This window comes from Micromonospora saelicesensis (genome assembly GCF_900091575.1).
Lineage (GTDB): Bacteria > Actinomycetota > Actinomycetes > Mycobacteriales > Micromonosporaceae > Micromonospora > Micromonospora saelicesensis.
Genome location: NZ_FMCR01000009.1, coordinates 185,665 through 207,770 on the forward strand (window position 1 = coordinate 185,665; position 22,106 = coordinate 207,770).

The 22,106-nt window shown below is 71.7% G+C and carries 23 protein-coding genes; 10 read left to right on the top strand and 13 right to left on the bottom strand.

The features are described 5' to 3' along the window. Window positions 1-68: 68 nt before the first annotated feature. Together GA0070561_RS30790 and GA0070561_RS30795 are read right to left on the bottom strand one after the other, a co-directional pair. Window positions 69-1,256: a ThuA domain-containing protein gene (locus GA0070561_RS30790; protein ID WP_091408549.1), complete on the bottom strand. Its 1,188-nt coding sequence runs from the start codon at window positions 1,254-1,256 to the stop codon at window positions 69-71. A 453-nt stretch (window positions 1,257-1,709) separates the two neighbouring features. Then, a complete protein-coding gene (locus GA0070561_RS30795; protein WP_091408554.1) occupies window positions 1,710-2,330 on the bottom strand; it encodes a TetR/AcrR family transcriptional regulator in 621 nt (206 codons plus the stop codon). A 109-nt stretch (window positions 2,331-2,439) separates the two neighbouring features. Between GA0070561_RS30795 and GA0070561_RS33990 the strand changes: the two genes are divergently transcribed. From GA0070561_RS33990 to GA0070561_RS30810, 3 genes are all read left to right on the top strand, one after another. Next, window positions 2,440-2,913 carry a MarR family winged helix-turn-helix transcriptional regulator gene (locus GA0070561_RS33990; RefSeq protein WP_244166505.1) on the top strand — a complete coding sequence of 158 codons (474 nt, stop codon included), beginning with the start codon at window positions 2,440-2,442 and terminating at the stop codon, window positions 2,911-2,913. Next, on the top strand, window positions 2,910-4,550 hold the full coding sequence (locus tag GA0070561_RS30805; RefSeq protein WP_091408557.1) for an MDR family MFS transporter: 1,641 nt from the start codon (window positions 2,910-2,912) through the stop codon (window positions 4,548-4,550). The genes GA0070561_RS33990 and GA0070561_RS30805 overlap by 4 nt, the downstream gene beginning before the upstream one ends. A 104-nt stretch (window positions 4,551-4,654) precedes the next feature. Continuing rightward, window positions 4,655-5,518, top strand: coding sequence for a phosphatase PAP2 family protein (locus GA0070561_RS30810; RefSeq protein WP_244166506.1), 864 nt, complete (start codon window positions 4,655-4,657; stop codon window positions 5,516-5,518). Window positions 5,519-5,533: 15 nt separating this feature from the next. Here the strand turns inward: GA0070561_RS30810 and GA0070561_RS30815 are convergent, their stop codons facing one another. Beyond that, window positions 5,534-6,364, bottom strand: coding sequence for a CPBP family intramembrane glutamic endopeptidase (locus GA0070561_RS30815; protein WP_091408561.1), 831 nt, complete (start codon window positions 6,362-6,364; stop codon window positions 5,534-5,536). 157 nt (window positions 6,365-6,521) lie between these two features. Beyond that, window positions 6,522-7,265 (bottom strand): SAM-dependent methyltransferase, encoded by a 744-nt coding sequence (locus GA0070561_RS30820; RefSeq protein WP_091408565.1) that lies wholly within the window; start codon window positions 7,263-7,265, stop codon window positions 6,522-6,524. A 74-nt stretch (window positions 7,266-7,339) separates the two neighbouring features. Here GA0070561_RS30820 and mug point away from each other — a divergent pair, with 74 nt between their 5' ends. Continuing rightward, window positions 7,340-7,909, top strand: coding sequence for a G/U mismatch-specific DNA glycosylase (gene mug / locus GA0070561_RS30825; protein WP_091408880.1), 570 nt, complete (start codon window positions 7,340-7,342; stop codon window positions 7,907-7,909). On the opposite strand, the gene GA0070561_RS30830 is transcribed toward mug, so the two are convergent. Both GA0070561_RS30830 and GA0070561_RS30835 read right to left on the bottom strand, forming a co-directional pair. Beyond that, window positions 7,906-8,421: an SRPBCC family protein gene (locus tag GA0070561_RS30830; RefSeq protein ID WP_091408570.1), complete on the bottom strand. Its 516-nt coding sequence runs from the start codon at window positions 8,419-8,421 to the stop codon at window positions 7,906-7,908. The two genes, mug and GA0070561_RS30830, sit on opposite strands and share 4 nt — an antisense overlap. After that, window positions 8,418-8,780 carry a metalloregulator ArsR/SmtB family transcription factor gene (locus GA0070561_RS30835; protein WP_167362540.1) on the bottom strand — a complete coding sequence of 121 codons (363 nt, stop codon included), beginning with the start codon at window positions 8,778-8,780 and terminating at the stop codon, window positions 8,418-8,420. The genes GA0070561_RS30830 and GA0070561_RS30835 overlap by 4 nt, the downstream gene beginning before the upstream one ends. Before the next feature lie 112 nt (window positions 8,781-8,892). Between GA0070561_RS30835 and GA0070561_RS30840 the strand changes: the two genes are divergently transcribed. Further along, window positions 8,893-9,993: a calcium:cation antiporter gene (locus tag GA0070561_RS30840; RefSeq protein ID WP_091408577.1), complete on the top strand. Its 1,101-nt coding sequence runs from the start codon at window positions 8,893-8,895 to the stop codon at window positions 9,991-9,993. A 3-nt stretch (window positions 9,994-9,996) separates the two neighbouring features. Here the strand turns inward: GA0070561_RS30840 and GA0070561_RS30845 are convergent, their stop codons facing one another. Both GA0070561_RS30845 and GA0070561_RS30850 read right to left on the bottom strand, forming a co-directional pair. After that, on the bottom strand, window positions 9,997-11,244 hold the full coding sequence (locus tag GA0070561_RS30845; protein ID WP_091408580.1) for an RNA polymerase sigma factor: 1,248 nt from the start codon (window positions 11,242-11,244) through the stop codon (window positions 9,997-9,999). 4 nt (window positions 11,245-11,248) lie between these two features. Beyond that, window positions 11,249-11,641, bottom strand: a complete 393-nt coding sequence (locus GA0070561_RS30850; RefSeq protein WP_244166514.1) for a YciI family protein — start codon at window positions 11,639-11,641, stop codon at window positions 11,249-11,251. A gap of 224 nt (window positions 11,642-11,865) precedes the next feature. Between GA0070561_RS30850 and GA0070561_RS30855 the strand changes: the two genes are divergently transcribed. The 3 genes from GA0070561_RS30855 (at window position 11,866) to GA0070561_RS30865 (ending at window position 13,765) form a co-directional block, all read left to right on the top strand. Beyond that, window positions 11,866-12,075, top strand: a complete 210-nt coding sequence (locus tag GA0070561_RS30855) for a hypothetical protein (protein WP_091408599.1) — start codon at window positions 11,866-11,868, stop codon at window positions 12,073-12,075. A 168-nt stretch (window positions 12,076-12,243) separates the two neighbouring features. Continuing rightward, window positions 12,244-12,987: a neutral zinc metallopeptidase gene (locus tag GA0070561_RS30860; RefSeq protein WP_091408603.1), complete on the top strand. Its 744-nt coding sequence runs from the start codon at window positions 12,244-12,246 to the stop codon at window positions 12,985-12,987. Window positions 12,988-13,108: 121 nt separating this feature from the next. Beyond that, complete coding sequence (locus GA0070561_RS30865) at window positions 13,109-13,765, top strand: HAD family hydrolase (RefSeq protein WP_091408883.1); 657 nt, start codon at window positions 13,109-13,111, stop codon at window positions 13,763-13,765. Between the two features lie 47 nt (window positions 13,766-13,812). Here the strand turns inward: GA0070561_RS30865 and GA0070561_RS30870 are convergent, their stop codons facing one another. The 5 genes from GA0070561_RS30870 to GA0070561_RS30890 all read right to left on the bottom strand — a co-directional run bounded on the left by GA0070561_RS30870 (window position 13,813) and on the right by GA0070561_RS30890 (window position 19,838). Beyond that, on the bottom strand, window positions 13,813-14,190 hold the full coding sequence (locus GA0070561_RS30870) for a carboxymuconolactone decarboxylase family protein (protein ID WP_091408607.1): 378 nt from the start codon (window positions 14,188-14,190) through the stop codon (window positions 13,813-13,815). A gap of 158 nt (window positions 14,191-14,348) precedes the next feature. Beyond that, window positions 14,349-16,904, bottom strand: a complete 2,556-nt coding sequence (locus tag GA0070561_RS30875) for an ABC transporter permease (RefSeq protein ID WP_091408611.1) — start codon at window positions 16,902-16,904, stop codon at window positions 14,349-14,351. Further along, window positions 16,904-17,671, bottom strand: coding sequence for an ABC transporter ATP-binding protein (locus tag GA0070561_RS30880; RefSeq protein WP_091408615.1), 768 nt, complete (start codon window positions 17,669-17,671; stop codon window positions 16,904-16,906). Before GA0070561_RS30880 ends, GA0070561_RS30875 begins: the two co-directional genes overlap by 1 nt. Before the next feature lie 356 nt (window positions 17,672-18,027). After that, window positions 18,028-18,714, bottom strand: a complete 687-nt coding sequence (locus GA0070561_RS30885; protein ID WP_091408886.1) for a response regulator — start codon at window positions 18,712-18,714, stop codon at window positions 18,028-18,030. 209 nt (window positions 18,715-18,923) lie between these two features. After that, complete coding sequence (locus GA0070561_RS30890) at window positions 18,924-19,838, bottom strand: RecB family exonuclease (protein WP_091408618.1); 915 nt, start codon at window positions 19,836-19,838, stop codon at window positions 18,924-18,926. 140 nt (window positions 19,839-19,978) lie between these two features. Here GA0070561_RS30890 and GA0070561_RS30895 point away from each other — a divergent pair, with 140 nt between their 5' ends. Together GA0070561_RS30895 and GA0070561_RS30900 are read left to right on the top strand one after the other, a co-directional pair. Further along, window positions 19,979-21,070 carry a M50 family metallopeptidase gene (locus tag GA0070561_RS30895; RefSeq protein ID WP_373861750.1) on the top strand — a complete coding sequence of 364 codons (1,092 nt, stop codon included), beginning with the start codon at window positions 19,979-19,981 and terminating at the stop codon, window positions 21,068-21,070. Beyond that, on the top strand, window positions 21,067-22,068 hold the full coding sequence (locus tag GA0070561_RS30900; RefSeq protein WP_373861552.1) for a tRNA (adenine-N1)-methyltransferase: 1,002 nt from the start codon (window positions 21,067-21,069) through the stop codon (window positions 22,066-22,068). Before GA0070561_RS30895 ends, GA0070561_RS30900 begins: the two co-directional genes overlap by 4 nt. The last annotated feature ends 38 nt before the right edge of the window (window positions 22,069-22,106 follow it).

A 22,106-nucleotide genomic window follows, 5' to 3' on the forward strand; every position in this document is an offset into this window, starting at 1 on the left:
CCGGGGGACGGGCGCGCGGGGGCGCACCACGACCGGGTGGGGTGGTGGAGAACGAGCGGGGGACCAGGTCAGTTGGTGGTGACCAGGTCGAACTTCTCCCACTGACCGATGGAGGTCCGGTTGGCGATCAGCGGGGACGCGCCCGCGTTGTCGGCGGCGACGTAGCGGTTGTTCACCGTGGCCCGCAGGCTCACCGTGCCGTCGGAGTTACGGACCAACTGGAACGTCTCCCAGGCGCCGGCGGTGGCCCGGTTGGCGATCAGCGCGGCGGCCCCGGCGTTCTCAGCCGCGACGAACTGCCCGTTGCCCTTGGAGCGCAGCGCCACGTTGCCGTTGGCGAGGTTGACCAGGTCGAACCGCTCGGTGGTGCCGACGGAGCTGCGGTTGGCGATCAGCGCGGTGGTGGCGTTGGGCGCGCTCACGTACTGGTTGTTGGCGCGGGCCCGCAGGGTGGAGCCGCTGGCGGTGGGCGGCGGGGTCGTGGTGCGCGGCGAGCAGTCGGCCGTCACGGAGCCCGCGGCGACCTGGAGGCCACCGAGCAGCATCCGGGTGAAGTTCGGGTCGGTGTACGACGCCTCGGTGTGTCCGAGGCCCGTGTACCAGGCACGCCCGCCGCCGTACGCCTTGCACCAGGTGATCGGGTGGTCGCCGCTCATGTTGCCGCCGCTGTAGGACGACTCGTCGAGGCTGGCCAGCACCCGCGCGCTGGAGCGCGGGTTGGTGCGGTAGTTGTACCACTCGTCGGAGCGGACCCAGGTGGTGCCGAGGTGGGCGGTCGACGGGTTGGTCTGGTCCTCGATCTTCACGGTCGCCGTCTGGATCGCCGGGTGCGAGTCGAACCACGCTCCGACCAGCGAGCCGTACCACGGCCAGCTGTACTCGGTGTCGGCCGCGGCGTGCACGCCCACGTAGCCACCACCGGCGGCGATGTACGACTCGAACGCGCTCTGCTGGCTGGCGTTGAGGACGTCGCCGGTGGTCGACATGAAGACCACCGCCTGGTACTGGGCCAGGTTGGAGGTGGTGAACTGGGCGGCGTCCTCGGTCGAGGTCACCGTGAAGCCGTTTGCCGAGCCGAGCTGCTGGATCGCGGCGATGCCGTTGGGGATGGACGAGTGCCGGAAGCCGGCGGTCTTGCTGAACACCAGGACCTTGGTCAGCGGTGCCGCCGAGGCTGGCGTCGGCAGGGCGACCAGGCTGGCCAGCATGACGGCCAGGCCGGTGACGAGTGCTAACAGACGGGGACGGGAACGCATGCTCTTGCTCCTCTGCTGAGCGTCGACCCGGGCGCGCGTCACGGAGCTGTGGGGGCTCGCCGGGCCGAGATGGCGGTGGTACGGAGCCGGGCCGCCGATGCTCGGCTGAGATGGTGCGGGGTGGTGCCGTGCCGGTGGGGATCGTCCTGCGGGGAAGCGCGACGCTGCGCAGTGCGGTGTGCCGTGCCGGTGCTCCCCGCCCGCCGAGGGGGGAGCGTCGCGTCGCTGCCGACAGCGCCAGGAGACGGCTGGCGCAACGGCGACGACCTGTTGACGATGGCAGCGCCGACGACCTCAGCCGGCCACTGTGGACCATCCAAGCTCATCAACGTGTATCGCTGACGCAGTAAACCTCCGATGTCTGCGCTCCGTCAAGCCCGCGCCCGTCGGCTACCACCCACTGGACCGTGCCACCAGGACTCTTCAGCCCGTCTGCGGGATTGGAGAGCGGCGTCAGGTGCCGGTGCTGGCCCGGTGGCCTCCGGGGGCCACCGTGGGAGCGGCCGCGGCGAGTGCGGTCCGGACGGTTCGGGCCATCGGCTCGTCGGGGTGCTCGATCCAGTGCTGGACGGCGACCCGCAGGATGGCCAGGAAGGTCGCGGCCAGGAGACGGGAGCGCAGCGCCACGTCGTCGTCGGTGAGCCGGTGGGCGAGTTCCGCGGCCAGCTCGCGCTCGAGCGCGGCGTACGCCGCCACCTGGTGTGGGGCCAGACCGGGATGCCCGCGCAACTTCCGGCGTTGGGTCAGCCAGGAAGGCTCAGAACCGCCGAAGACCTCCTCGGTGAGGCGCTCGGCTGCCCTGCTCAGGACGGTCCACGGCGCCTCGTCGACCGGCTGTTCCCGGACCAGCTGCAACAGCCGGTGCAGGCGCATCGTGTCGCCGTGGAAGAGAGCCTGCTCCTTGTTCGAGAAGTAGTTGGAGAAGGTCCGCCGGGAGACGTTGGCGGCGTCGGCGATCGCCTCGACCGTCAGCGCGTCGATGCCACCGTCGGCGGCGAGGCGTAGGGCCGCCTCGTGCAGGGCGAGGCGGGTGGCTGCCTTCTTGCGCTCCCGCAGGCCGGTCGTCTCGTCCATCGCACCGAGGGTACGTGCGGGTGAGCGACTTCTCAATGAGCAAACTTGCCTAGTGGGCAAGATCGGTGAATGCTTGCTTGAGGCAACCAACTCTCGTGTGGGAGCAGACGTGGAAAGCGGCGCCCGTGAACTCGGCCTTCGCCTGTACGACCTGGTCAGAAGCGTTCGACTGCTGAGGCAACGCCGGGCTGACGAACGTCCGGCGATTCCGCCGGGAATGCTCGGCATGCTCGTGCAGATCGATCAGCTCTCCAGCGACTGCCACGCCCGTGACCTGGCTCACCAGACCCGGCTGGACGCGTCGACAGTCAGCCGCTCGGTCGCGGCGCTCGTCGCGCACGGCCTGGTGGAGCGGCAGCCGGACCCGACCGACAAGCGGGCGACCTTCCTGGCGGTCACCCCGGCCGGCCGCGCCGCCCTGGCCGACAGTCACCGCTGGTACGGCGAGGTGCTCGAACGAGCGCTCGTTGACTGGACTCCCGACGAGGTGGCGGCGCTCACTGCCGCCCTCGGCCGGTTCACCGGTGACATCGAGGTCGCCCTCGGAAACAACGACAACGACAACCTGGAGGCCGCGCGATGAGCGCACCCACCATCACGGCCGGCGCTGAGCCGATGACCCATCGGCGCACACTGGAAGCGCTCAGTGGCCTGCTGCTGGTGCTCTTCGTCGCGATGTTGAGCAGCACGGTCGTCTCGACCGCGCTGCCGAAGATCATCGGATCGCTGAACGGCTCGCAGACCCAGTACACCTGGGTGGTCACCGCGACCCTGCTCACCGCGACGGCGACCACCCCGATCTGGGGCAAGCTGGCCGACCTGTTCAACAAGAAGACCCTGATCCAGGTCGCCATCGTGGTCTTCCTGGTGGGCTCGGTCATCGCGGGCTTCTCGCAGAGCGCCGGCCAGCTCATCGCCGCCCGCGCGTTCCAGGGCATCGGGGTCGGCGGCCTGCAGGCCCTCGTCCAGGTGGCGATCGCGGCCATGATCCCGCCGCGCGAGCGGGGCCGCTACAACGGCTACCTCGGTGGTGTCATGGCGGTCGCGACGGTCGGCGGCCCGCTGCTCGGCGGCCTCATCGTCGACACGTCCTGGCTCGGCTGGCGCTGGTGCTTCTTCGTCGGCGTGCCGGTAGCCGCCATCGCGCTGATCCTGCTCCAGGCCACCCTGCGCCTGCCGACCGCACGGCGCGAGAATGTCAAGATCGACTATCTGGGTGCCAGCCTGATCGCCGCCGGCGTCAGCGTGCTGCTGATCTGGATCTCCTTCGTCGACAGCTCGTTCGCCTGGGCCTCCTGGCAGACGGCGGCCATGGTGGGCGGTTCGCTTGTCCTGCTCGCCCTGGCGGTCTGGGTCGAGTCGCGCGCCGCCGAGCCGGTCGTCCCGCTCAGCATCGTGCGTCAGCACACCACAGCGCTGGCCATCCTCGGCAGCCTCGCGGTCGGCATGGCCATGTTCGGCGGTGCCGTCTTCCTCGGCCAGTACTTCCAGATCGGCCGCGGCTACAGCCCGACCGAGGCTGGCCTGCTCACCATCCCGATGATGGCCGGCGTCCTCGGTTCCTCGATCGTCGCCGGCCGGCTGATCACCAAGAGCGGAAAGATCAAGCCCTACATCGTCGCCGGCTCGATCCTCCTCGTCGCCGGGTTCGCCCTGCTCGGCACCATCGACCACGAGACGTCGCTCGTCCTGGTCGGCGCCGCCATGTTCATCGTCGGCGTCGGCGTCGGCATGACCATGCAGAACCTCGTTCTCGCCGTCCAGAACACGGTGTCGCTCAAGGACATCGGCGCGGCCAGTTCCAGCGTCGCGTTCTTCCGGTCGCTCGGGGGCACCATCGGCGTCTCCGTGCTCGGCGCGGTCCTCGCCCGCCGGGTCAGCGACCAGATCACCCACGACCTCACCGCCGCCGGGATCCCCACCTCCGGCAGCGCGGGCGGCAGCAACCTCAACATCACCGCGCTGCCTGAGCAGGTCCAGGTCATCGTCCGGGCCGCGTACGGCGACGCCACCGGACACATCTTCCTCATCTCCGCCGCCATCGGGGTCGTCGGCATCATCGCCGCGCTCCTGCTCAAGCCGGTCACCCTGCGGACCAGCCTCGACCTGCCGGACGCCGCCACGTCGACGGCCGTCGCCGCCGACGCGATCGACGGCGCTCCCGCCTTCGACCAGGTGCGCGTCGACACCACGCAGGACGGACCGACCCCCCGACGCTGACGTCGGGCAGTCCGACCCGGGGCCGCCGCCGTCGGAAGACGGCGGCGGCCCCGGTCTGTCCGGCCAGGGCCGGTACGAGCGAACGTCACCGAATCGAGGGGTCTGTGGATACCGCGGAGCTGCCAGCGGCGCGGCCGGTGGCACCCGCCCGGCGAGCCGCCGCGCTGCGCCGGGCCGCACGTGAGCTGGGGCTCGTCGCCGCACTGTTTCTCACCTACAAGGCGGCTCGGGTGGCGGGGGCCGACCGGGGGTCGACCGCTGTGGGAAACGGGGAATGGATCTGGCGGGTGGAGCGCCTGTTCCACCTGCCCAACGAGGCCGCCTTCCAACGTCCCGTGCTCTCCCACGAGCTGTTGGTGCACCTGGCCAACGGCTACTACGCGTACGTGCACTTCCCCGCCACGGTCATCTGTCTGATCTGGCTGTACGTGCGACACCCCGTGCGGTATCTCTGGACGCGTCGCATGCTCGCCGGGCTCACCGCGGCCGCACTGGCGCTGCACTTCCTGGTTCCGCTGGCACCGCCGCGACTGACCGCCCTGACCGGCATGGTGGACACGGGCAGCCGCTACGGGCCCGCCGTCTACGGGCCACCCGACACGGACGCGTTGAGCAACCAGTACGCCGCCATGCCCTCGCTGCACGTCGGCTGGGCTCTCGCCGTCGCCGTCGCGCTCATCACGGTGACCGGCGGGCGCCTGCGGTGGTTGTGGCTGGCGCACCCGCTCGCCACCCTGCTGGTTGTCGTGACCACGGGCAACCACTACTGGCTCGACGGCATCGTCGCGGCCGTGCTGCTCGCCGTCGTCTGCCTCGTGCTGCGCAGGCCCCGCACCGGCGACCAGGGCACCCACCCGCCGACGCAGCGCCCGGGCGGATGGCCCCGCCAACGCGTACGGGCTCCGCGGGCACAGCCCGGTCACCCACCCCGGCGAGCCGACGCCGGTGACGTCGTGCGAACGCCATAACCGCTCGTGTGCTCGTCAGCCGATCGGCTCCGGGTCTCGGGCCTGCCAGCCCAGGCGGTTGCGGTGCAGCCGTTGCATGGCTGTCCAGCCAAATGCGAACGGTATGGCACCCATGGCGACGAGTCCCAGGACGTCCGATCCGGTCACGTCGAAGACGTCGCCCACGTCGCCGAACAGTTGGGCGACGGTCTGGAAGGCCACGTGGAAGCCGATGCCGGCCCAGATGTCGCCGGTGGCGACACGGAAGCCACCCAGGAGCAGAGCGAAGACGAAAAACAGCAGCAGCCTGTCGAGGGAGGCGGCGGCGCCGACGAGAAACCCGAACAGGGTGAACAACACGGACTGTCCGAGGACGGCCTGCCAGGCCGGCAACCGGGTGCCGAGGTTGTGCTGGAGGTAGCCGCGGAAGACGATCTCCTCCGGCAGCGCCTCGTACAGGAACACGAGGACGAGCAGCAGCGCCGCCACGCCCAGGGCGTCCGCCACGGAGGTGCGCAGGCGGATCTCCACCCAACCGAAGCCGAGGCAGAGCGCGAACCCCACGGCGGCGGGGATGAGCCAGCAGGCCATGCCGAGCAGCAGTCGTCGCCAGCCGAAGCGCACTGAGGGTAGCCCGAGGCCGGTCCAGGGGCGACGGTCGAGCAGGCGGCGGGCGGCCACCACCAGGGGGACGACGAGCACCGTCGTGAGGATGGCCCTGGCCACATGGGTCGGGCGGTCGTAGTCACGGCCGAGCAGCGCGCCGTGGTAAAGGAACAGCCACACAAGCACGGTGCCGGCGAACACGATGAGGATTCGCCAGTGCAGGGCGGGACGAGAGTCGAGGGACCTCCGGGTGTCCGACATGTCAGCCTCGCTCTCCGACACCGCACGACGGCCCGCTGCGTAAGGCCGCAGCGTAGCCACCGGCGTCAACGGCGACCGTGGTCACGACCAGCGGTCGGCGTACCGGGTGGCCCGTCGATCTGGGGCGCGCCGTTCGGTCCCGACGTGACCGGGGCCGTCAGCGACCGAGGACGAGGTAGGCGAGGCCGAGGACGCCCCGGTAGCCGCCGACGTACTGACGCAACCGGTCGTCGAGTTCCGCGCGGACGCCGGCCGCCCGGGGGTCCTCCGGATAGCTGAGCAGCCACTCCTGGCGGCCCGCCACCCAGGTGGACTCGAAGTCGTCCCACTCCCGTTGGTCGGCGGTGCTCAGGTGCAGCACCCGCCAGCCCCGTTCCCGGGCGGCCTCGACCAGCCCCGGGAGGGTCACCACGTCCGAGCCGAAGATCTGCTCGACCTCCGGTGTCGGAGGGCGCTCCCAGTACGCGTCACCGAACAGGAGCCGGCCACCGGGTCGGACCACGGCGGCGAGCGCGTCGAGCGCGGCCCGGGTGCCGCCGAAGGCGTGCGCCGATCCGATGGAGAGGACGAGGTCGGCCGGCTCCTGCCAGGCCGCCGCCTCTCCCATCACGAAGGTGACGTGTCGGTTCAGCGATCGGTCCGCGGCCAGTCGCCGTCCCCGCTCCAGGGCGTCGCCGTCGGTGTCGACGCCGACGCCCCGCGTCGCGACCGGGCCGGACACGCCCCCCGCGGCGACCGCGCGCAGCAGCAGCTCACCCCAACCGCAGCCGAGATCGAGTACGCGCGCGCCAGGGCGGACGTCGAGTCGTTGCAGCAGTAACGCCGCGTGCTCCGGTGCCAGCGGCGTGTTCCAGCGCATCCGGGCGTAGCGGCTTGCGGCGAGGTGGTCGGCTGACTGCATCCGTTGAGGGTGCCACGTGGTGATCGTCGGCGTGCGTCGTGCCCGGTGCCCGCGCGTACGGCAGGATCGGTGGGGTGGACGCGCAGCGGTCCGGGCCGTTTCGGCGGCCGACCCCGCAGGAGGTGGCGGCGGCGGCCGGCCGGGGCCTTGACGACGTGATCGGCCCCGGCCTGCGGGTGCTGTTCTGCGGCTTCAACCCGGGTCTCTACTCGGCCGCGGTGGGGCTGCCCTTCGCCCGCAAGGGCAGCCGGTTCTGGCCGGCCCTGCACGGCGGCGGCTTCACCGACCGGGAGCTGCGCCCGTGGGAACACGACGAGTTGCTGCGCCAGGGCCTGGGCATCACCAGCCTGAGCAACCGGGCCACCGCCCGCGCCGACGAACTGACGTCGGCGGAGCTGGTGGCCGGCGTGACGGGGTTGGCGGTGAAGGCGCAGCGGTACCGGCCGCGGTGGGTGGCCATCCTCGGGGTGACCGCGTACCGGATCGCCTTCGTCCGGCCCCGGGCCGGGCTGGGTCCGCAGCCGGACCGGCTGGGCCCGGCCCGGCTGTGGGTGCTGCCCAACCCCAGTGGCCTGAACGCGCACTTCCCGCTGCCGGCGTTGACCGCCGAGTTCGGCAAGCTGCGCCAGGAGATCGACGGTTAGGCGTGCGGGGCGGACGGCTCGGCGGCCAGCGCCTGGTAGTAGGGCTGCATCGTGGGGTGGTAGTCGTCGAACTGGGGGAGGGGTGAGCCGTCCCGGGAGGCGACCAGCATGTCCAGGTAGTACTCCCAGCCGGCGCCGACCTCGGCGATGCCCTCCACGCTGGTGAGGTGCTGGACGAACCGCAGTTCGGTGCTGCCGTCGGTCTCGGTCAGCACCATCTCCAGCAGCCAGGTTCCGTAGCTGTCGATCATCGACACGGCGAGGCGTCGCTCTGGCTCGCACGCGTCGATGCGCACGTCACACCAGGGCTGCTGCTCCTCGTACGCCATCTGGACCTGGATGGTCCGTCCGGGCGCGGCGTCGCCCTTCCAGGGGCCGAACCAGCGGGCCGTGCGCTCCGACTCGGTCAGGCTGGCCCAGACGTCCGCCGCCGAGGCGCGGAAGGTCCGGGTGAGGACGAGATCGTGGCCGGTGTCGGTGCGAAACAGGCGTCCGGCGGGTGTACGGGTCATGCCGTGTGCTCCCTTCGGTGCTCCGCCGGGCCACGACTGCGGCGCTCTCGGCGGGTGCGATAGACCTCGGTCTCCAACGCGTCGAGGTGCCGCTCCCACCGGTCGGTGGCCGCGAGCGCGGCGAGCCAGTCGACCAGCGGGGCGAGCGGGCGCGGATCGAATCGGTAGATCCGCTGTCGGCCGACCATCTCGTCGTGCACCAGTCCGCTCTCGCGCAGCAGCCGCAGGTGGCGGCTGATCGCGGGTCGGCTGATCACGAATCGCTGGGCGATGTCGCCCGCGGACAACGGCTCGTCGCGCAGCAGGGTCAGGATGTGCCGTCGTACCGGGTCCGCGATCGCGGTGGCCACCTCGTTCACCTGGAAAGCGTAACCTATCGGTTACGGATTAGCGTGGTGAACGCCACGAGCGACCGCATTTCGCGGCGTCGATGGTGGGCACATGATCACTTGACCTGGCACTCTGTAAGGCATGCCCGCCCTCCTTCGCTCCCGCCTGACCGACTGGACGTTTGTCGTACCCGTGCTCGCCGTCCTGATATTGATGGTCACCTGGGGGCGGAGCCTGCCTGGGCCGGTCATCGTGGTCGTCGCGGTGCTGCTGGGCGGCGCGGTGCTCGCGGCCGTGCACCACGCGGAGGTGGTCGCCCACCGGGTGGGGGAGCCGTACGGGTCCCTGGTGCTCGCCGTCGCGGTCACCGTGATCGAGGTGGCCCTGATCGTCACGCTCATGATCAGCGGGCCGGAGAAGACCCAGTCGCTGGCCCGCGACACCGTCTTCGCCGCAGTCATGATCACCTGTAACGGGATACTCGGCCTGTCCCTGCTGCTCGGGGCGCTGCGCCGCCGAGTGGCCGTGTTCAACCCGGAGGGCACCGGCGGTGCGCTGGCCACCGTGATCACCCTGGCCACCCTGAGCCTGGTCATCCCCAGCTTCACCACGGCCCGCCCCGGCCCGGAGTTCAGCCCGGCCCAACTCGTCTTCGCCGCCGTCGCGTCGCTGGCCCTGTACGGGCTGTTCGTGCTCGTGCAGACCGGCCGGCACCGCGACTACTTCCTGCCGGTCGACAGCCGGGGCAAGGTCATCGAGACGGAGGAGCACGCCAAGCCGCCCACGACCCGCGCGGCGATGGTCAGCCTGGGTCTGTTGCTGGTGGCGCTGGTCGCGGTGGTCGGCGACGCGAAGACGGTCTCCCCGACCATCGAGGCCGGGGTCGCGGCGGCGAACCTGCCGCACGCGTTCGTCGGCGTGATCATCGCCCTGCTGGTGCTGCTGCCGGAGACCCTGGCCGCCGCCCGCGCCGCCCGCCGAGACCGGGTCCAGACCAGCCTGAACCTCGCGCTCGGCTCCGCGATGGCCAGCATCGGCCTGACCATCCCGGCCATCGCGATCGCCTCGATCTGGCTGGACGGCCCGCTGCTGCTCGGCCTCGGCGGCACCCAGCTCACGCTGCTCGCGCTGACCGCCGTGACCGCGGTGCTGACCGTCGTGCCGGGCCGGGCCAACGTGCTGCAGGGTGGCGTACACCTGGTGTTGATGGCCGCCTTCGTCTTCCTTGCCGCGAGTCCCTGACCGTCACACGCTGCCGCCCGCGAGGCGGTCCGCGCGGGCGTTGAGGTAGCGCTGCTGCGCCAGGTTCGTCGAGCGCGCCGCCGCCATCCGGTACGCCTCCCGCGCCGCGAGCCGCTCACCCTCCATCTCCCACAGGTGGGCGCGGGCGGCCGGCAGTCGCGGGTCGTCGGCGAGACGGGGGTCGTCGGCCAGGTCGGCGAGCAACGCCAACCCGGCCGGCGCGCCTCGGCTCATGGCCACCGCCACCGCGTGGTTGAGCGCCACCACCGGGTTGTCCGACATCCTGAGGAGCACCTCGTACAGGGAGGTGATCTGCGCCCAGTCGGTGGCCGCCGCGCTGGGCGCCTCGTCGTGCACGGCCGCGATGGCCGCCTGGAGCTGGTACGCACCGACCACCCCGCGCGGTAGCGCCCCGGTGATCAGCTCGACCCCCTCGGCGATCTGGTCGGCCCGCCACCGGGAGCGGTCCTGCTCGGCCATCGGCACCAGCTCACCGTGCGGGCCGATCCGCGCCGAAGCGCGGGCGTCGGTGAGCAGCATCAATGCGAGCAGCCCGGTGACCTCGGGGTCCTCGGGCACCAGCCGGCGCACCAGCCGGGTCAGCCGGATCGCCTCGGCGGTCAGGTCGGCGCGCAGCAGCCCGGGCCCGGCGGTGCGGGCGTACCCCTCCGTGAAGATCAGGTAGAGCACGTGCAGCACGGCGGCGAGCCGGTCGGCGCGCTCCGGGCCGGTGGGCGGCGCGAACCGCAGCCCACTGTCACGGATCCGCTGCTTGCCCCGACTGATCCGCCGGGTCATCGTCGCCTCCGGCACCAGGAACGCGCGCGCCACCTCGGCGGTGCTCAGCCCGCCCACCGCCCGCAGGGTGAGCGCGATCTGCGACGCCGCCGACAGCGCCGGGTGGCAGCACAGGAACAACAGGATGAGCGTGTCGTCGGCGTCCGCCGGCGGACGGTCGGCGGCGGGGGCGTGCCACTGCTCCTGCAGCACCCACCGGGCCACCGTGTCCTCCCGTCGCATCCGGGCCTGCTCGCGACGCAGCAGGTCGGTCAGCCGACGGGACGCCACGGTGATCAGCCAGCCACGGGGATTCTCCGGTACGCCGTCGCGCGGCCAACCGTGCGCCGCCGCGATCAGCGCCTCCTGCACCGCGTCCTCGGCCGTGTCGAAGTGCCCGTAGCGGCGGACCAGCGCGCCGAGGACCTGCGGCGCCAGCTCGCGCAGCAGGTCCTCGGCGGGAGTCTCCGACACCGGGTCAGCCGGCCAGGTCCTCGACACCGTCGAGCACCGGCCGCACGTCCACGTACCCACCGGGGGCGTCCGGGTCGACCAGGCCGGCGGCGATCTGGGTGGCCCGGTCGAAGCTGGCGCACTCCACGATGGTGTAACCGGCGAGGACCTCCTGCGTCTCCGGGTACGGGCCGTCGGTGATCACGGGTGCCCCCTCGCGTACCTGCACCCGGCGGGCGTGCACCGGCTCGCTCAGGCCCCGGGCGTCAACCAACTCCCCGGACTCGGCCAGCGCCTGGTGGAAGGTTTCCATGTGCTGGTGCATCGCCGCGATCTGCTCGGCCGACATCGCCGGCCGGTCGGAAGCCCGCCCGGACAGCACGTCGTAGTCCTGCTGCGACCCGTAGAGCAAAATCATGTACTTCACGGTTCTTCCCCTCCTCCTGCGAGGACACCACCCCGGCGCCCGCACAGGAAACGTCGAACCCCAAACCTCCACCCGGACACCCCACCGCCCCCGGGTCTGCCCCCACCAGAACCGGTGATCATGAAGTTAGCGTCACGACACGCCGAGTGGGATGACGCCAACCCCATGATCACCACCGGGGCTCAGGGGTGGTGGGTGGGGTCTAGGTTGGCGGGATGACGATGGTGTGGGTCGTGGTGGGGGTTTTCGTCGTCGTGGCGGGGGTGGCGTTTGGCGTCGTGGTGCGGCGAGGGCGGGGCGGTGAGGTTGGGGGCGACGAACCTCGGGCCGGACGGGACGCTCGGGCCCGGCAGCAGCGGTACGAGGCCGAGCGGCACGGTGACCAGGGTGACACGTGGCAGCGCGGTCGGGAGTCGGGCAGTTGAGCGACCCTACTGGCCGTACGAGCGGCGCAGCCGGTGGTTGACCCGCAGCCCATCCGGGTCCAGGGCGCGTGAACCGTCCGGCCGTGCCCTGCGTGAAACCGGTGACGGGCGTTTCGGTCCTGTCGTCGGGGTACTACCAGCCTGAGCACCGATGTCTGGGGAGGCACAGTGGGGGCACGGTTCGGACGCGACGCGCGGGGCCCGGTGGCGGGTCTGCTGATCGCCGCCCTGGTCTCCCTCGCCTGCGCCGGCGGCGGGCTGGCCGAGCCGGAGGCCGAGCGCCCCGGGGCGAACCCGCCGGCAGCCTCACCGGGGCCGAGCACCACCCGGGCCGACAGCACCACCAGCGTCGCCGAGTTCGAGCAGGACGTCGCCGACGCGCAGGACGTCGCCGAGCGGTACTGGGCGGCCCAGTTCAAGGAATCCGGGCAGCGGTTCCGACCGATCCGGCGGATCATCCCGTACCAGCGCGACGGCGAGGTGTCCTGCGGCGGCCAGGCGCTGCCCCGCAACAACGCCGTCTACTGCTCGCAGGGCGACTTCATCGCCTACGACGTCACCTGGTCGGTGGCGGCGTTCCGCCAGGTCGGCGACGCGTTCGTGTTCTACCTGCTCGGGCACGAGTACGCGCACGCCATCCAGGTGCGGCTCGGCATCAACTACAGCTTCACCATCCAGCAGGAGTTGCAGGCCGACTGCATGGCCGGGGCGTACCTCGGCGACTCGGTGCGCTCGGAGGCCCTGACCCTCGCCGAGGGCGACCTGGACGAGTTCCGGGAGGGGGTGGCGGCGGTCGGCGACGACCCGGACCAGCCGTGGTTCGCGGAAGGGGCGCACGGCACCGCCGAGCAGCGCACCGACATGTTCTTCCGGGGTTACGAGGGTTCCCTGAAGGAGTGCGACCTGGGCTGAACGGGGTTGCCCGGATCACCCTGACGCCCGTTGCCGCCACCGGCCCCGGGGGGTGCTGGCAGGATCGCCGGTGTCGGTCACGACCCTGGAGGTTCCGCTGAGCAGCCATCACCCCGCCGCTGTGCTCTTCGACATGGACGGCACGTTGGTCGACAGCGAGAAGCTGTGGGACGTCGCGTTGCAGGAACTCGCGAAGGAGTACGGCGGGGAACTCTCCGTCGACGCCCGCCAGTCGATCATCGGCACCGCCATGGCCGAGTCGATGCGCATCCTGCACGACGACCTGGGGCAGCCCGAACGGGATCCGGAGATCAGCGCGGCGTGGATCAACGCCCGGATCCTGGAGCTGTTCCGCACCGGTCTGCGCTGGCGGCCGGGCGCGTTCGACCTGTTGCGCGCGGTCCGCGCGGCGGGCATCCCCACCGCGCTGGTCACCTCCAGCCCTCGGGCGCTGGTCGAGATCGCCCTGGACACCCTCGGTCGGGACAACTTCGACACTGTGGTCGCCGGCGACGAGGTGGTGGCGGCCAAGCCGCACCCCGAGCCGTACCTGACCGCCGCCCGGCTGCTGGGTGCGCCGATCGAGCGTTGTGTGGCGATCGAGGACTCACCGACCGGGGTGGCCAGCGCGCTCGCCTCGGGCGCGGCGGTCCTGGCCGTACCGGCGGAGGTGGCGTTGCCGAGCACTGTCGGCGTACACCAGGTGGAGAGCCTGACCGGCGTGGACCTGGCGCTGCTCGCGGCCCTGCTGACCGATCGGGCCGCGACGACCGGCTGACCCGCCCGGCGCTGCCGACGGCGCTCGGCTGTCGCGACCGGCCTCGTTCACTGGCGCTCGGCGAAGACCGCCGCGACCACCTGGTAGCTGTCGAACGCCCGCGCGGCCCCGGCGTACGCGGCCAGGTGGATGAACAACTCGACGATCTCCTCCCTGGTCACGCCCGAGGTCAGCGCGATGCGCAGCTGCCCGCGCAGCGGCTCGTGGGTGCCGAGGGCGGCGGCGATCGCCACCGAGACCAGGCACCGGCTGCGCAGGTCCAGGCCTTCCCGGGGCCAGGCCGCGCCGAAGGTCTGCACGGTGGCGAGACGACGGAAGTCGTTTCCCACCGACGGCTCACCCTCGCCGAGCGGCAGGACCAACGGCTGCCCGAGCAGCCGCTCGGCGTTGTCGAGTGCCCGCTGGTACGCGTCCTGATCGGTCATGTCACCGGCCCCGGTTCTCCGGCCGCCCGCTCGCGGGGCGGGCCGGCGCCCTGCCGGCAGCACCAGCCTGGCAGTCGCGTACGGGTGGTCGAGGGGGAATGGGGAAGGCCGAGGCCCCCGGTCGCGCGGATGGCGACCGGGGGCCTCGGTAGTGCCGATCAGTCGTGGGCGATGGCGCCCAGGACGTTGATCCGGGCCGCCCGGACGGCGGGGAGCACCGCGGCCACCACGCCGATGATGGCGGCGAGACCGAGGAAGACACCCATCTGCCCCCACGGCAGGATCAGGTCGGTGATGCCCTCGTCCTTGAGTGCCTCGACCACCGCGGCGCCGAGGCCGGTGCCCACCACCACGCCGAGCAGCGCGCCGAACACCGAGATCACCACCGCCTCCACGGTGATCATGCCCATGGTCTGGGACCGGCGCAGGCCGATCGCCCGCAGCAGACCCAACTCGCGGGTCCGCTCCAGCACCGACAGGGCCAGGGTGTTGATGATGCCCAGCACGGCGATCACGATGGCCAACGCGAGCAGGATCTGGATCATCGTGAGCAGACCGTCGAGCGAACTGGTCTGCTGCTTGATGAACGCGTCCCGGTCGGCCACCGACACCTCGGGGCTGTCCGCGAGCAACGCCTCCACCTGCGGCTGGACGTCGGACACCCGGGTGCCCGGGTCCAGCTGGATGAAGCCCTGGATGGGCTGCGGGATGGCGAAGTCCTTCGCCGCGGTCACCGGCAGCGTCACCGGGTTGGTCAGCTGCGACGACTCGTAGATGCCGCTGATCGTGTAGGTGCGTGCCTCGCCCCGGGTCAGCTGCACGTTGACAGTGGAGCCCACCGACCAGCCACGCGACGTGGCCGTGTCCGAGCTGGCGAGCATCTGGGTCGGCCCGAGCCGGTCGATGTCACCGGCGGTGGGCTTCGCGCCGAAGATCTGCCGCAGCGACGCGATGTCGCTGCTCGCCGCGACCCAGGTGCCCTCGCCGTCGATGCGTGCCATGTCGCCGTACTCGCCGTCGACCAACCGCACACCGGGCAGGGACTTGGCCTGGTCCAGCACACCAGGGTCGAAGGTCGGCGGACGCGGGCCGCCCTGCTGGCCGGCGATCACCAGCTCGGCCTTGATGGTGTCCTGGGCGAGCGCGCTGATGCTGCCCTTGGCCGAGTCGAGGATGACCGTGACGCCGGTGACCAGCGCGATGCCGACCATCAGCGCGGCGGCCGTGATCGCCGTACGACGAGGGTTGCGCCCCGAGTTGAGCCGGCCCAGCTTGCCCGGCACCGACCAGGAGAAGATCGCCCCGAGCAGGCTCACCACCGGCCGGCTGATCAGCGGAGTCAGCAGCGCCACCCCGATGAAGGCGAACAGCACCCCACCGAGGATGGTCGACAGCGTCTGACCACCGGCGTTGCCACTGAGCCCGAGGAACAGCAGCACCGCGCCGATACCGGTGACCAGCGACCCGGCCACGGTGATCTTGGTCAACGGCCGGTCCGGGGTGGCCACGTCCTGCATGGCCGCGATCGGCGGGATCCGGGACGCCCGCAGCGCCGGCAGCAGTGCCGCCACCACGGTGATCACCAGACCGACGCCGAACGAACCGATCACCGCAGCCGCCGGCACGCCGATGCCGGCCAGGGTGAGCCCACCGGCGAGCTTGCCGAACAGGAACGCCAGCAGCGCGCCCACCCCGATACCGGCGGCGAGGCCGAGCACCGACGCGATCAAGCCCACCGCGATGGCCTCCAGCACCACCGAACCGATGATCTGCCGGCCACTGGCCCCGATGGCGCGCATCAGCGCCAACTCCCGGGTCCGCTGCGCCACGATGATCGAGAAGGTGTTGAGGATCAGGAAGGTGCCCACCAGCAGCGCCACCGCGGCGAAGCCGAGCAGGATCTTGTTGAAGAAGGACAGGCCCTCCTTCAGACTGGCCGAGGCGTCCGCGGCCACCTGCTCGCCGGTCTTCACCTCGAAGTCCGCACCCAGGGTGCGGGCCACGTCGTCGCGCAGCTTCTCGTCCGAGACCCCGTCGGCGGCCTGCACGGTGATGCTGCTGAACACGTCCGGCTCGCCCAGCATCAGCCGCTGCGCCACCGGCGTGGTGAAGAAGACCTCGTTGACCCCGCCGATCGAGTCCCGGTCACCGCTGTAACCGAAGACGCCGACCAGGGTGAAATCCCGCTTCTTCGACTCGAACGCGGTCAGCACGCCGACCTTCTGGCCGACCTGCACCTTCGCGGCCGTGGCCAACGCCTTGTTGATGACGATCTCGTCCTCGGCCTGCGGCGCGCGCCCCTCACGCAGCTTCAGCAGCTCGCTCTCGCCGGTCCAGTTCTCACCCAACTGCGGCGGGCCGAACGAGGTGACGACCTTGCCGTTGCTGCCGATCACCCGGGCGCCGTCGGCGTTGACCACACCGGTCGCCGAGGCCGCCCCCGGCACCTGCTTCACCCGGTCCACCAGGGCGGCCGGCAGCGGGGCGACGGTCTGCTCGCCCTCCATCTCGTTGACCTGCACCTTCGGCTTCGCCGCGACGTTCACGTCGATCTCGGAGAAACCGTCGGCGAACACCGAGTCGAAGGAGCGACCCAGCGTGTCGGTGAGCACGAACGCGCCGGAGACGAACATCACCCCGAGCACCACCGCCAGGCCGGACAGGATCAGCCGGACCTTGCGGGCCAGCAGACTCTTCAGCGTCGCGCGGAACATCAGTTGCCCACCTCGGCCGCAGTGTCCAGCTTCTTCATGGTGTCCAGCACCGTCTCGGCGGTCGGCTCGATCAGCTCCGAGACGATCTCGCCGTCGGCGAGGAAGACCACCCGGTCGGCGTACGCGGCGGCCGTCGGGTCGTGGGTGACCATCACGATGGTCTGGCCGTGCTCCCGAACCGAGTTACGCAGGAAGTTGAGCACCTCCGCGCCGGAGCGCGAGTCCAGGTTGCCGGTCGGCTCGTCCGCGAAGATCACCTCGGGGCGGGAGACCAGCGCCCGGGCGCACGCCACCCGCTGCTGCTGCCCACCGGAGAGCTGCGCCGGCCGGTGGTCCAGCCGGTCCTTCAGACCCACCGTCTCGATCACCGTGTCGTACCAGGCCGGGTCCGGCTTGCGCCCGGCGATCGACAGCGGCAGCAGGATGTTCTCCTTGGCCGTCAGCGTCGGCAGCAGGTTGAACTGCTGGAAGATGAAGCCCACCTTGTCGCGGCGCAGCTTCGTCAGCCCCGCGTCGCCCAGGCCCGTGACCGTCGTCTCACCGATCGACACCGTTCCCCGGGTCACCGAGTCCAGGCCGGCCAGGCAGTGCATCAGCGTCGACTTACCGGAACCCGACGGGCCCATGATCGCGGTGAAGCGGCCACGTTCGAACTCCGCGCTGACCCCCCGCAGCGCGACGACCTGAGCCTCGCCGCTGCCGTACACCTTCCACACGTCGTTCGCCCGGGCCGCGGCCTGCGCCTGCTGGCCTACCGTCGCGGTCACGTCATCTACCTCTTCCGTCTGTCCGAAAATGCACGCCGCCCCCCGATGGTCCGGCGCGACTGTTCAATCATCGGTGCTGGGTACGCCCACCCCGTCCGACCCTGGGGGGACCCGGCGCGGATTTCCCGCTGCGGGTGCACCCCCATGCCGCATCAGGGTTGCCCCTGAGTCGACGGCCGGTCGACCGTTTTTCCCCACGACGGCGGGCGGGCCGCACCGACACTTGCACCTGACGCCACAGGAGGGTCAACCGAACCGAGCCATCTCCGGTCACGGTAGGTGACGACGGCAACGGCAGCCGTCCCCCCACGGAGGGATCTTCGAGTACGCCGGGTGAGGTACCCGGGCCGGCGGAACTACGCCCGGGGGCGGACCAGACCCGACTCGTACGCCAGCACCACCGCCTGCACCCGGTCGCGCAGCCGCAGCTTGGTCAGCACATGCCCGACGTGCGTCTTGATGGTGGTTTCGCTCACTGACAGGGCCGTCGCGATCTCGGCGTTGGACAGCCCCCGGGCGACCTGCACGAGCACCTCGCGCTCCCGGTCGGTGAGCGCGTTGAGCGCCGCCGACGGCGTCGCCGCCGGGTCGGGCAGCAGTTCGGCGAAGCGGTCCAGCAGTCGTCGCAGGATCCGAGGTGTCACCACCGCGTCCCCGCCGGCAACCGTGCGGATCGCCGCGATCAGATCCTCGGCCGGCACGTCCTTGGCCAGGAACCCGCTCGCGCCGGCCCGCAACGCGCCCACCACATACTCGTCCAGGTCGAAGGTGGTGAGCACCAGCACCCGTACCGGCAGTCGGGCGTCGACGATGGCCCGGGTCGCCGCCACCCCGTCCATCCGGGGCATCCGGATGTCCATCAGTACGACGTCGGGCAGCAGCCGGCGGGACAACTCCACCGCCTCCACGCCGTCACCGGCCTCCGCCACCACGTCCAGGTCGCTCTCGGCGCCCAGCACCATCCGGAACCCGGTCCGCAGCAGCGGCTGGTCGTCGGCGAGCAGGATCCGCACCGGCCGCGCCGAGGGCGCCTGATCGCTCATCTCGTCTCCCGTCCCGCCGACGTCGTGGCGCGCACCGGTCATCCTCGCGTACCGGAGCCGGTGCGTCGCGGATCACCGTAGAGGCCGGCCGGTCGCCCTGTCCCGACCGAGGCGGCACCGCTGCGGTCGGGTCTTCGGCGTCGGCGTGCGGCAGGCGATCCCGGTGGCCTGAATCGCCGCGCCGGGCGTACGCGTCGCTCAGGAGGCCGTCACTCGTCGGCGCCCGGCGCCACCGGGGTCGACCGGGAGTCGCGCAGCGGGTCGGCGCTCGCCGCGGCGACCGGGAACGGCGGCGGGGTGCCGCCGAAGCTGGGACAGAGCGCCTGGTGGCTGCACCAGTCGCAGAGCCGGCTCGGTCGGGGCCGGAAATCCTGTCGGGCGGTGGCCTGCTCGATCGCCCGCCACAGCGCCACCACGGTGCGCTCGAAGCGGACCAGCTCGTCGGCGTCCGGGGTGTAGTCCAACACCTCGGCGTCACGCAGGTAGAGCAGCCGCAGCACCCGGGGCACGACCCCCCGGGTGCGCCACAGCACCAGGGCGTAGAACTTCAGCTGGAACAGCGCCCGCGCCTCGAACGCCTCCCGCGGAGCGCCCCCGGTCTTGTAGTCGACCACCCGCAGCGCGCCGTCCGGAGCGACGTCGAGCCGGTCGAGATAGCCCCGGATCAGCAGCTCCTCGTCGACGACCGCGGAGATCAGGCTCTCGCGTTCGGCCGGCTCCAACCGGGTCGGATCCTCCACCGCGAAGTAACCCTGCAACAGCCCGGCGGCGGAGCGGAGGAACTCCACCGGGCCGGCCGGCTCCGCGCCGTCGAAGATCCCGGCCAGCTCGGGCTGCTCGGTGACCAGCCGGTCCCACTGCGGGGCCACCAGGTCGCCGGCCGCCTCCGGCGTGCGGCCGGTGGCCGGCAGGTCGAACAGGCGCTCCAGCACCGCGTGCACCAACGTGCCCCGGGCCTGCTCGATGGTGGTGCGCTCGGGCAGCCGGTCGATGCTGCGGAACCGGTAGAGCAGCGGGCAGGTCTTGAAATCTGCCGCCCGCGACGGGGACAGCGAGGCCCGCACCGTCGGCGGCGCCTGCGCCGCGGGGGAGGGCTGGGAGGTGGTGACCGATTCCGCCGTCATGTCGGCAAAGGTTAGGGCACCGGTGTGACACCGACCGCCGCCCGCCCCACACAGCGACGGTCCGTAGCATCGTGGCGATGGAGCAGACAACCAGACCGCCGCGCCGACCGGACCGACGCCTCGGCCTGAACGTCGGCAAGGTGTTCGGGGTGCCGCTGCACCTCAACGGCTCCATGGTCCTGCTCGCGGTGCTCATCGCGGTGCTGTACGGCGAGTTCGCCCGCCGACAACTGGACCTGCCGCAGCTCAGCGGCTACCTGATCGGGTTCGGGTTCGTCGTGTCGCTGCTCGGCTCGGTGCTGCTGCACGAGCTGGGCCACGCCCTCACCGCCCGGCGGTACGGCATCGGTGTGCGCGGGATCACCCTGGAGCTGCTCGGCGGGTACACCGAGATGGACCGGGACGCCCCGTCGCCCCGCGTCGACCTGATGGTCTCGCTGGCCGGCCCGGCGGTCTCCGCGGTGCTCGGTGCCCTGGCGGTCGCCGCCACGCTCGCCCTGCCCGAGGGGACCGTGGCGCACCAGCTCGCCTTCCAGCTCGCGGTCAGCAACGTCATCGTGGCGCTGTTCAACAGCCTGCCCGGGTTGCCGCTCGACGGCGGCCGGGCGCTGCGCGCCGCCGTGTGGGGGCTGACCCGCGACCGGCACCTCGGCACCGAGGTAGCCGGGTGGGCCGGCCGGGTCGTCGCCGTCGGCACCGCGGCCCTGGTCCTGGTGCTCACCGTCGAGCGAAGGCTGGCGCCGCTGGCGCTGCCGCTGATGCTGCTGGTCGCCGTCACCCTCTGGCGTGGCGCCGGCCAGTCGATCCGGGCCGCCCGGGTCAGCCGCCGGTTCCCGCTGATCGACCTCGCCCGGCTGGCCCGTCCGGTCTGGCCGGTGGCCACCGGCACGCCGCTGGCCGAGGCCCAGCGCCGACGCGCCGAGAGCGGGCAGCCCGACGCCGCGCTGCTGGTCACCGACTCCACCGGTCGACCGGTGGCGCTCGTCGACCCGGCCGCCGCCGACGCGGTGCCCGTCGAGCGCCGACCGTGGCTGGCGGTGGACGCCGTCGCCCGGTCGCTGGGCACCCTTCCCACGTTGTCGGTCGGGTGGGACGGCGAGCGGGTGATGGAGGCCGTACAGACCTACCCGGGCGCACAGTACGTGGTGACGTCAGGCGAAGATGTCGTCGGCATTCTGCACATCGCGGACCTGGCACAGCTCCTCGAACCCAACCGGAAGATGACACCGTGACCGCAACTCCCTCCACCGTCGCCGCCGACCCCGCCAACCCGGCGCTGACACCCGTGCACCGCGGGCCGTTCCGGCCCGGCGACCGGGTCCAGCTGACCGACCCCAAGGGGCGGATGCACACCGTGACGCTGGAGCCCGGCAAGGAGTTCCACACCCACCGCGGCATCCTGGCGCACGACGCGCTGATCGGGCTCCCCGACGGCAGCGTGGTGACCACCGCCGGCGGCGGCACCGCGTTCCTGGCCCTGCGGCCCCTCCTGTCGGACTACGTGCTGTCCATGCCGCGCGGCGCCCAGGTGATCTACCCCAAGGACTCCGCGCAGATCGTGGCGATGGGCGACATCTTCCCCGGCGCGAAGGTCCTCGAGGCCGGCGCCGGCTCCGGCGCGCTGAGCTGCTCCCTGCTGCGCGCCGTCGGCACCGAGGGCGAGCTGCACTCGTTCGAACTGCGCGACGACTTCGCCCAGATCGCCAAGCGCAACGTCGAGGCGTTCTTCAACGGGCCGCACCCCTCGTGGAACCTGCACGTCGGCGACGTCGCGCAGTGCCGGGAGACCGGCTTCGACCGGATCATCCTGGACATGCTGACCCCCTGGGAGACCCTCGACATGGTCGAGCGGGCGCTGGTGCCCGGTGGGGTGTTCATCGGCTACGTCGCCACCACACCGCAGCTCTCCGAGCTGGTGGAGGCGCTGCGCGAGCGCGGCGGCTGGACCGAGCCGCGGGCCTGGGAGTCCCTGGTGCGCGACTGGCACGCCGAGGGCCTCGCCGTCCGTCCGGACCACCGGATGATCGCGCACACCGCCTTCCTGGTGTCCGCGCGCAAGCTGGCCCCGGGGGTCACCGCGCCGCCGCGCCGGCGCAAGCCCAGCAAGGGCACCGAGGCGTACGCGCAGCGCCGCCAGGACCTGCGGGAGGCGGAGGCGGCCCGACAGGCCGCCGCCGCGCAGGCCGCAGGCGCGCAGTCCAACGGTGCGGGGGAGATGGACAGGCCGTGACCATCGAGCTGGGTGTCGGCAGCGCCGAGCAGGGGGAG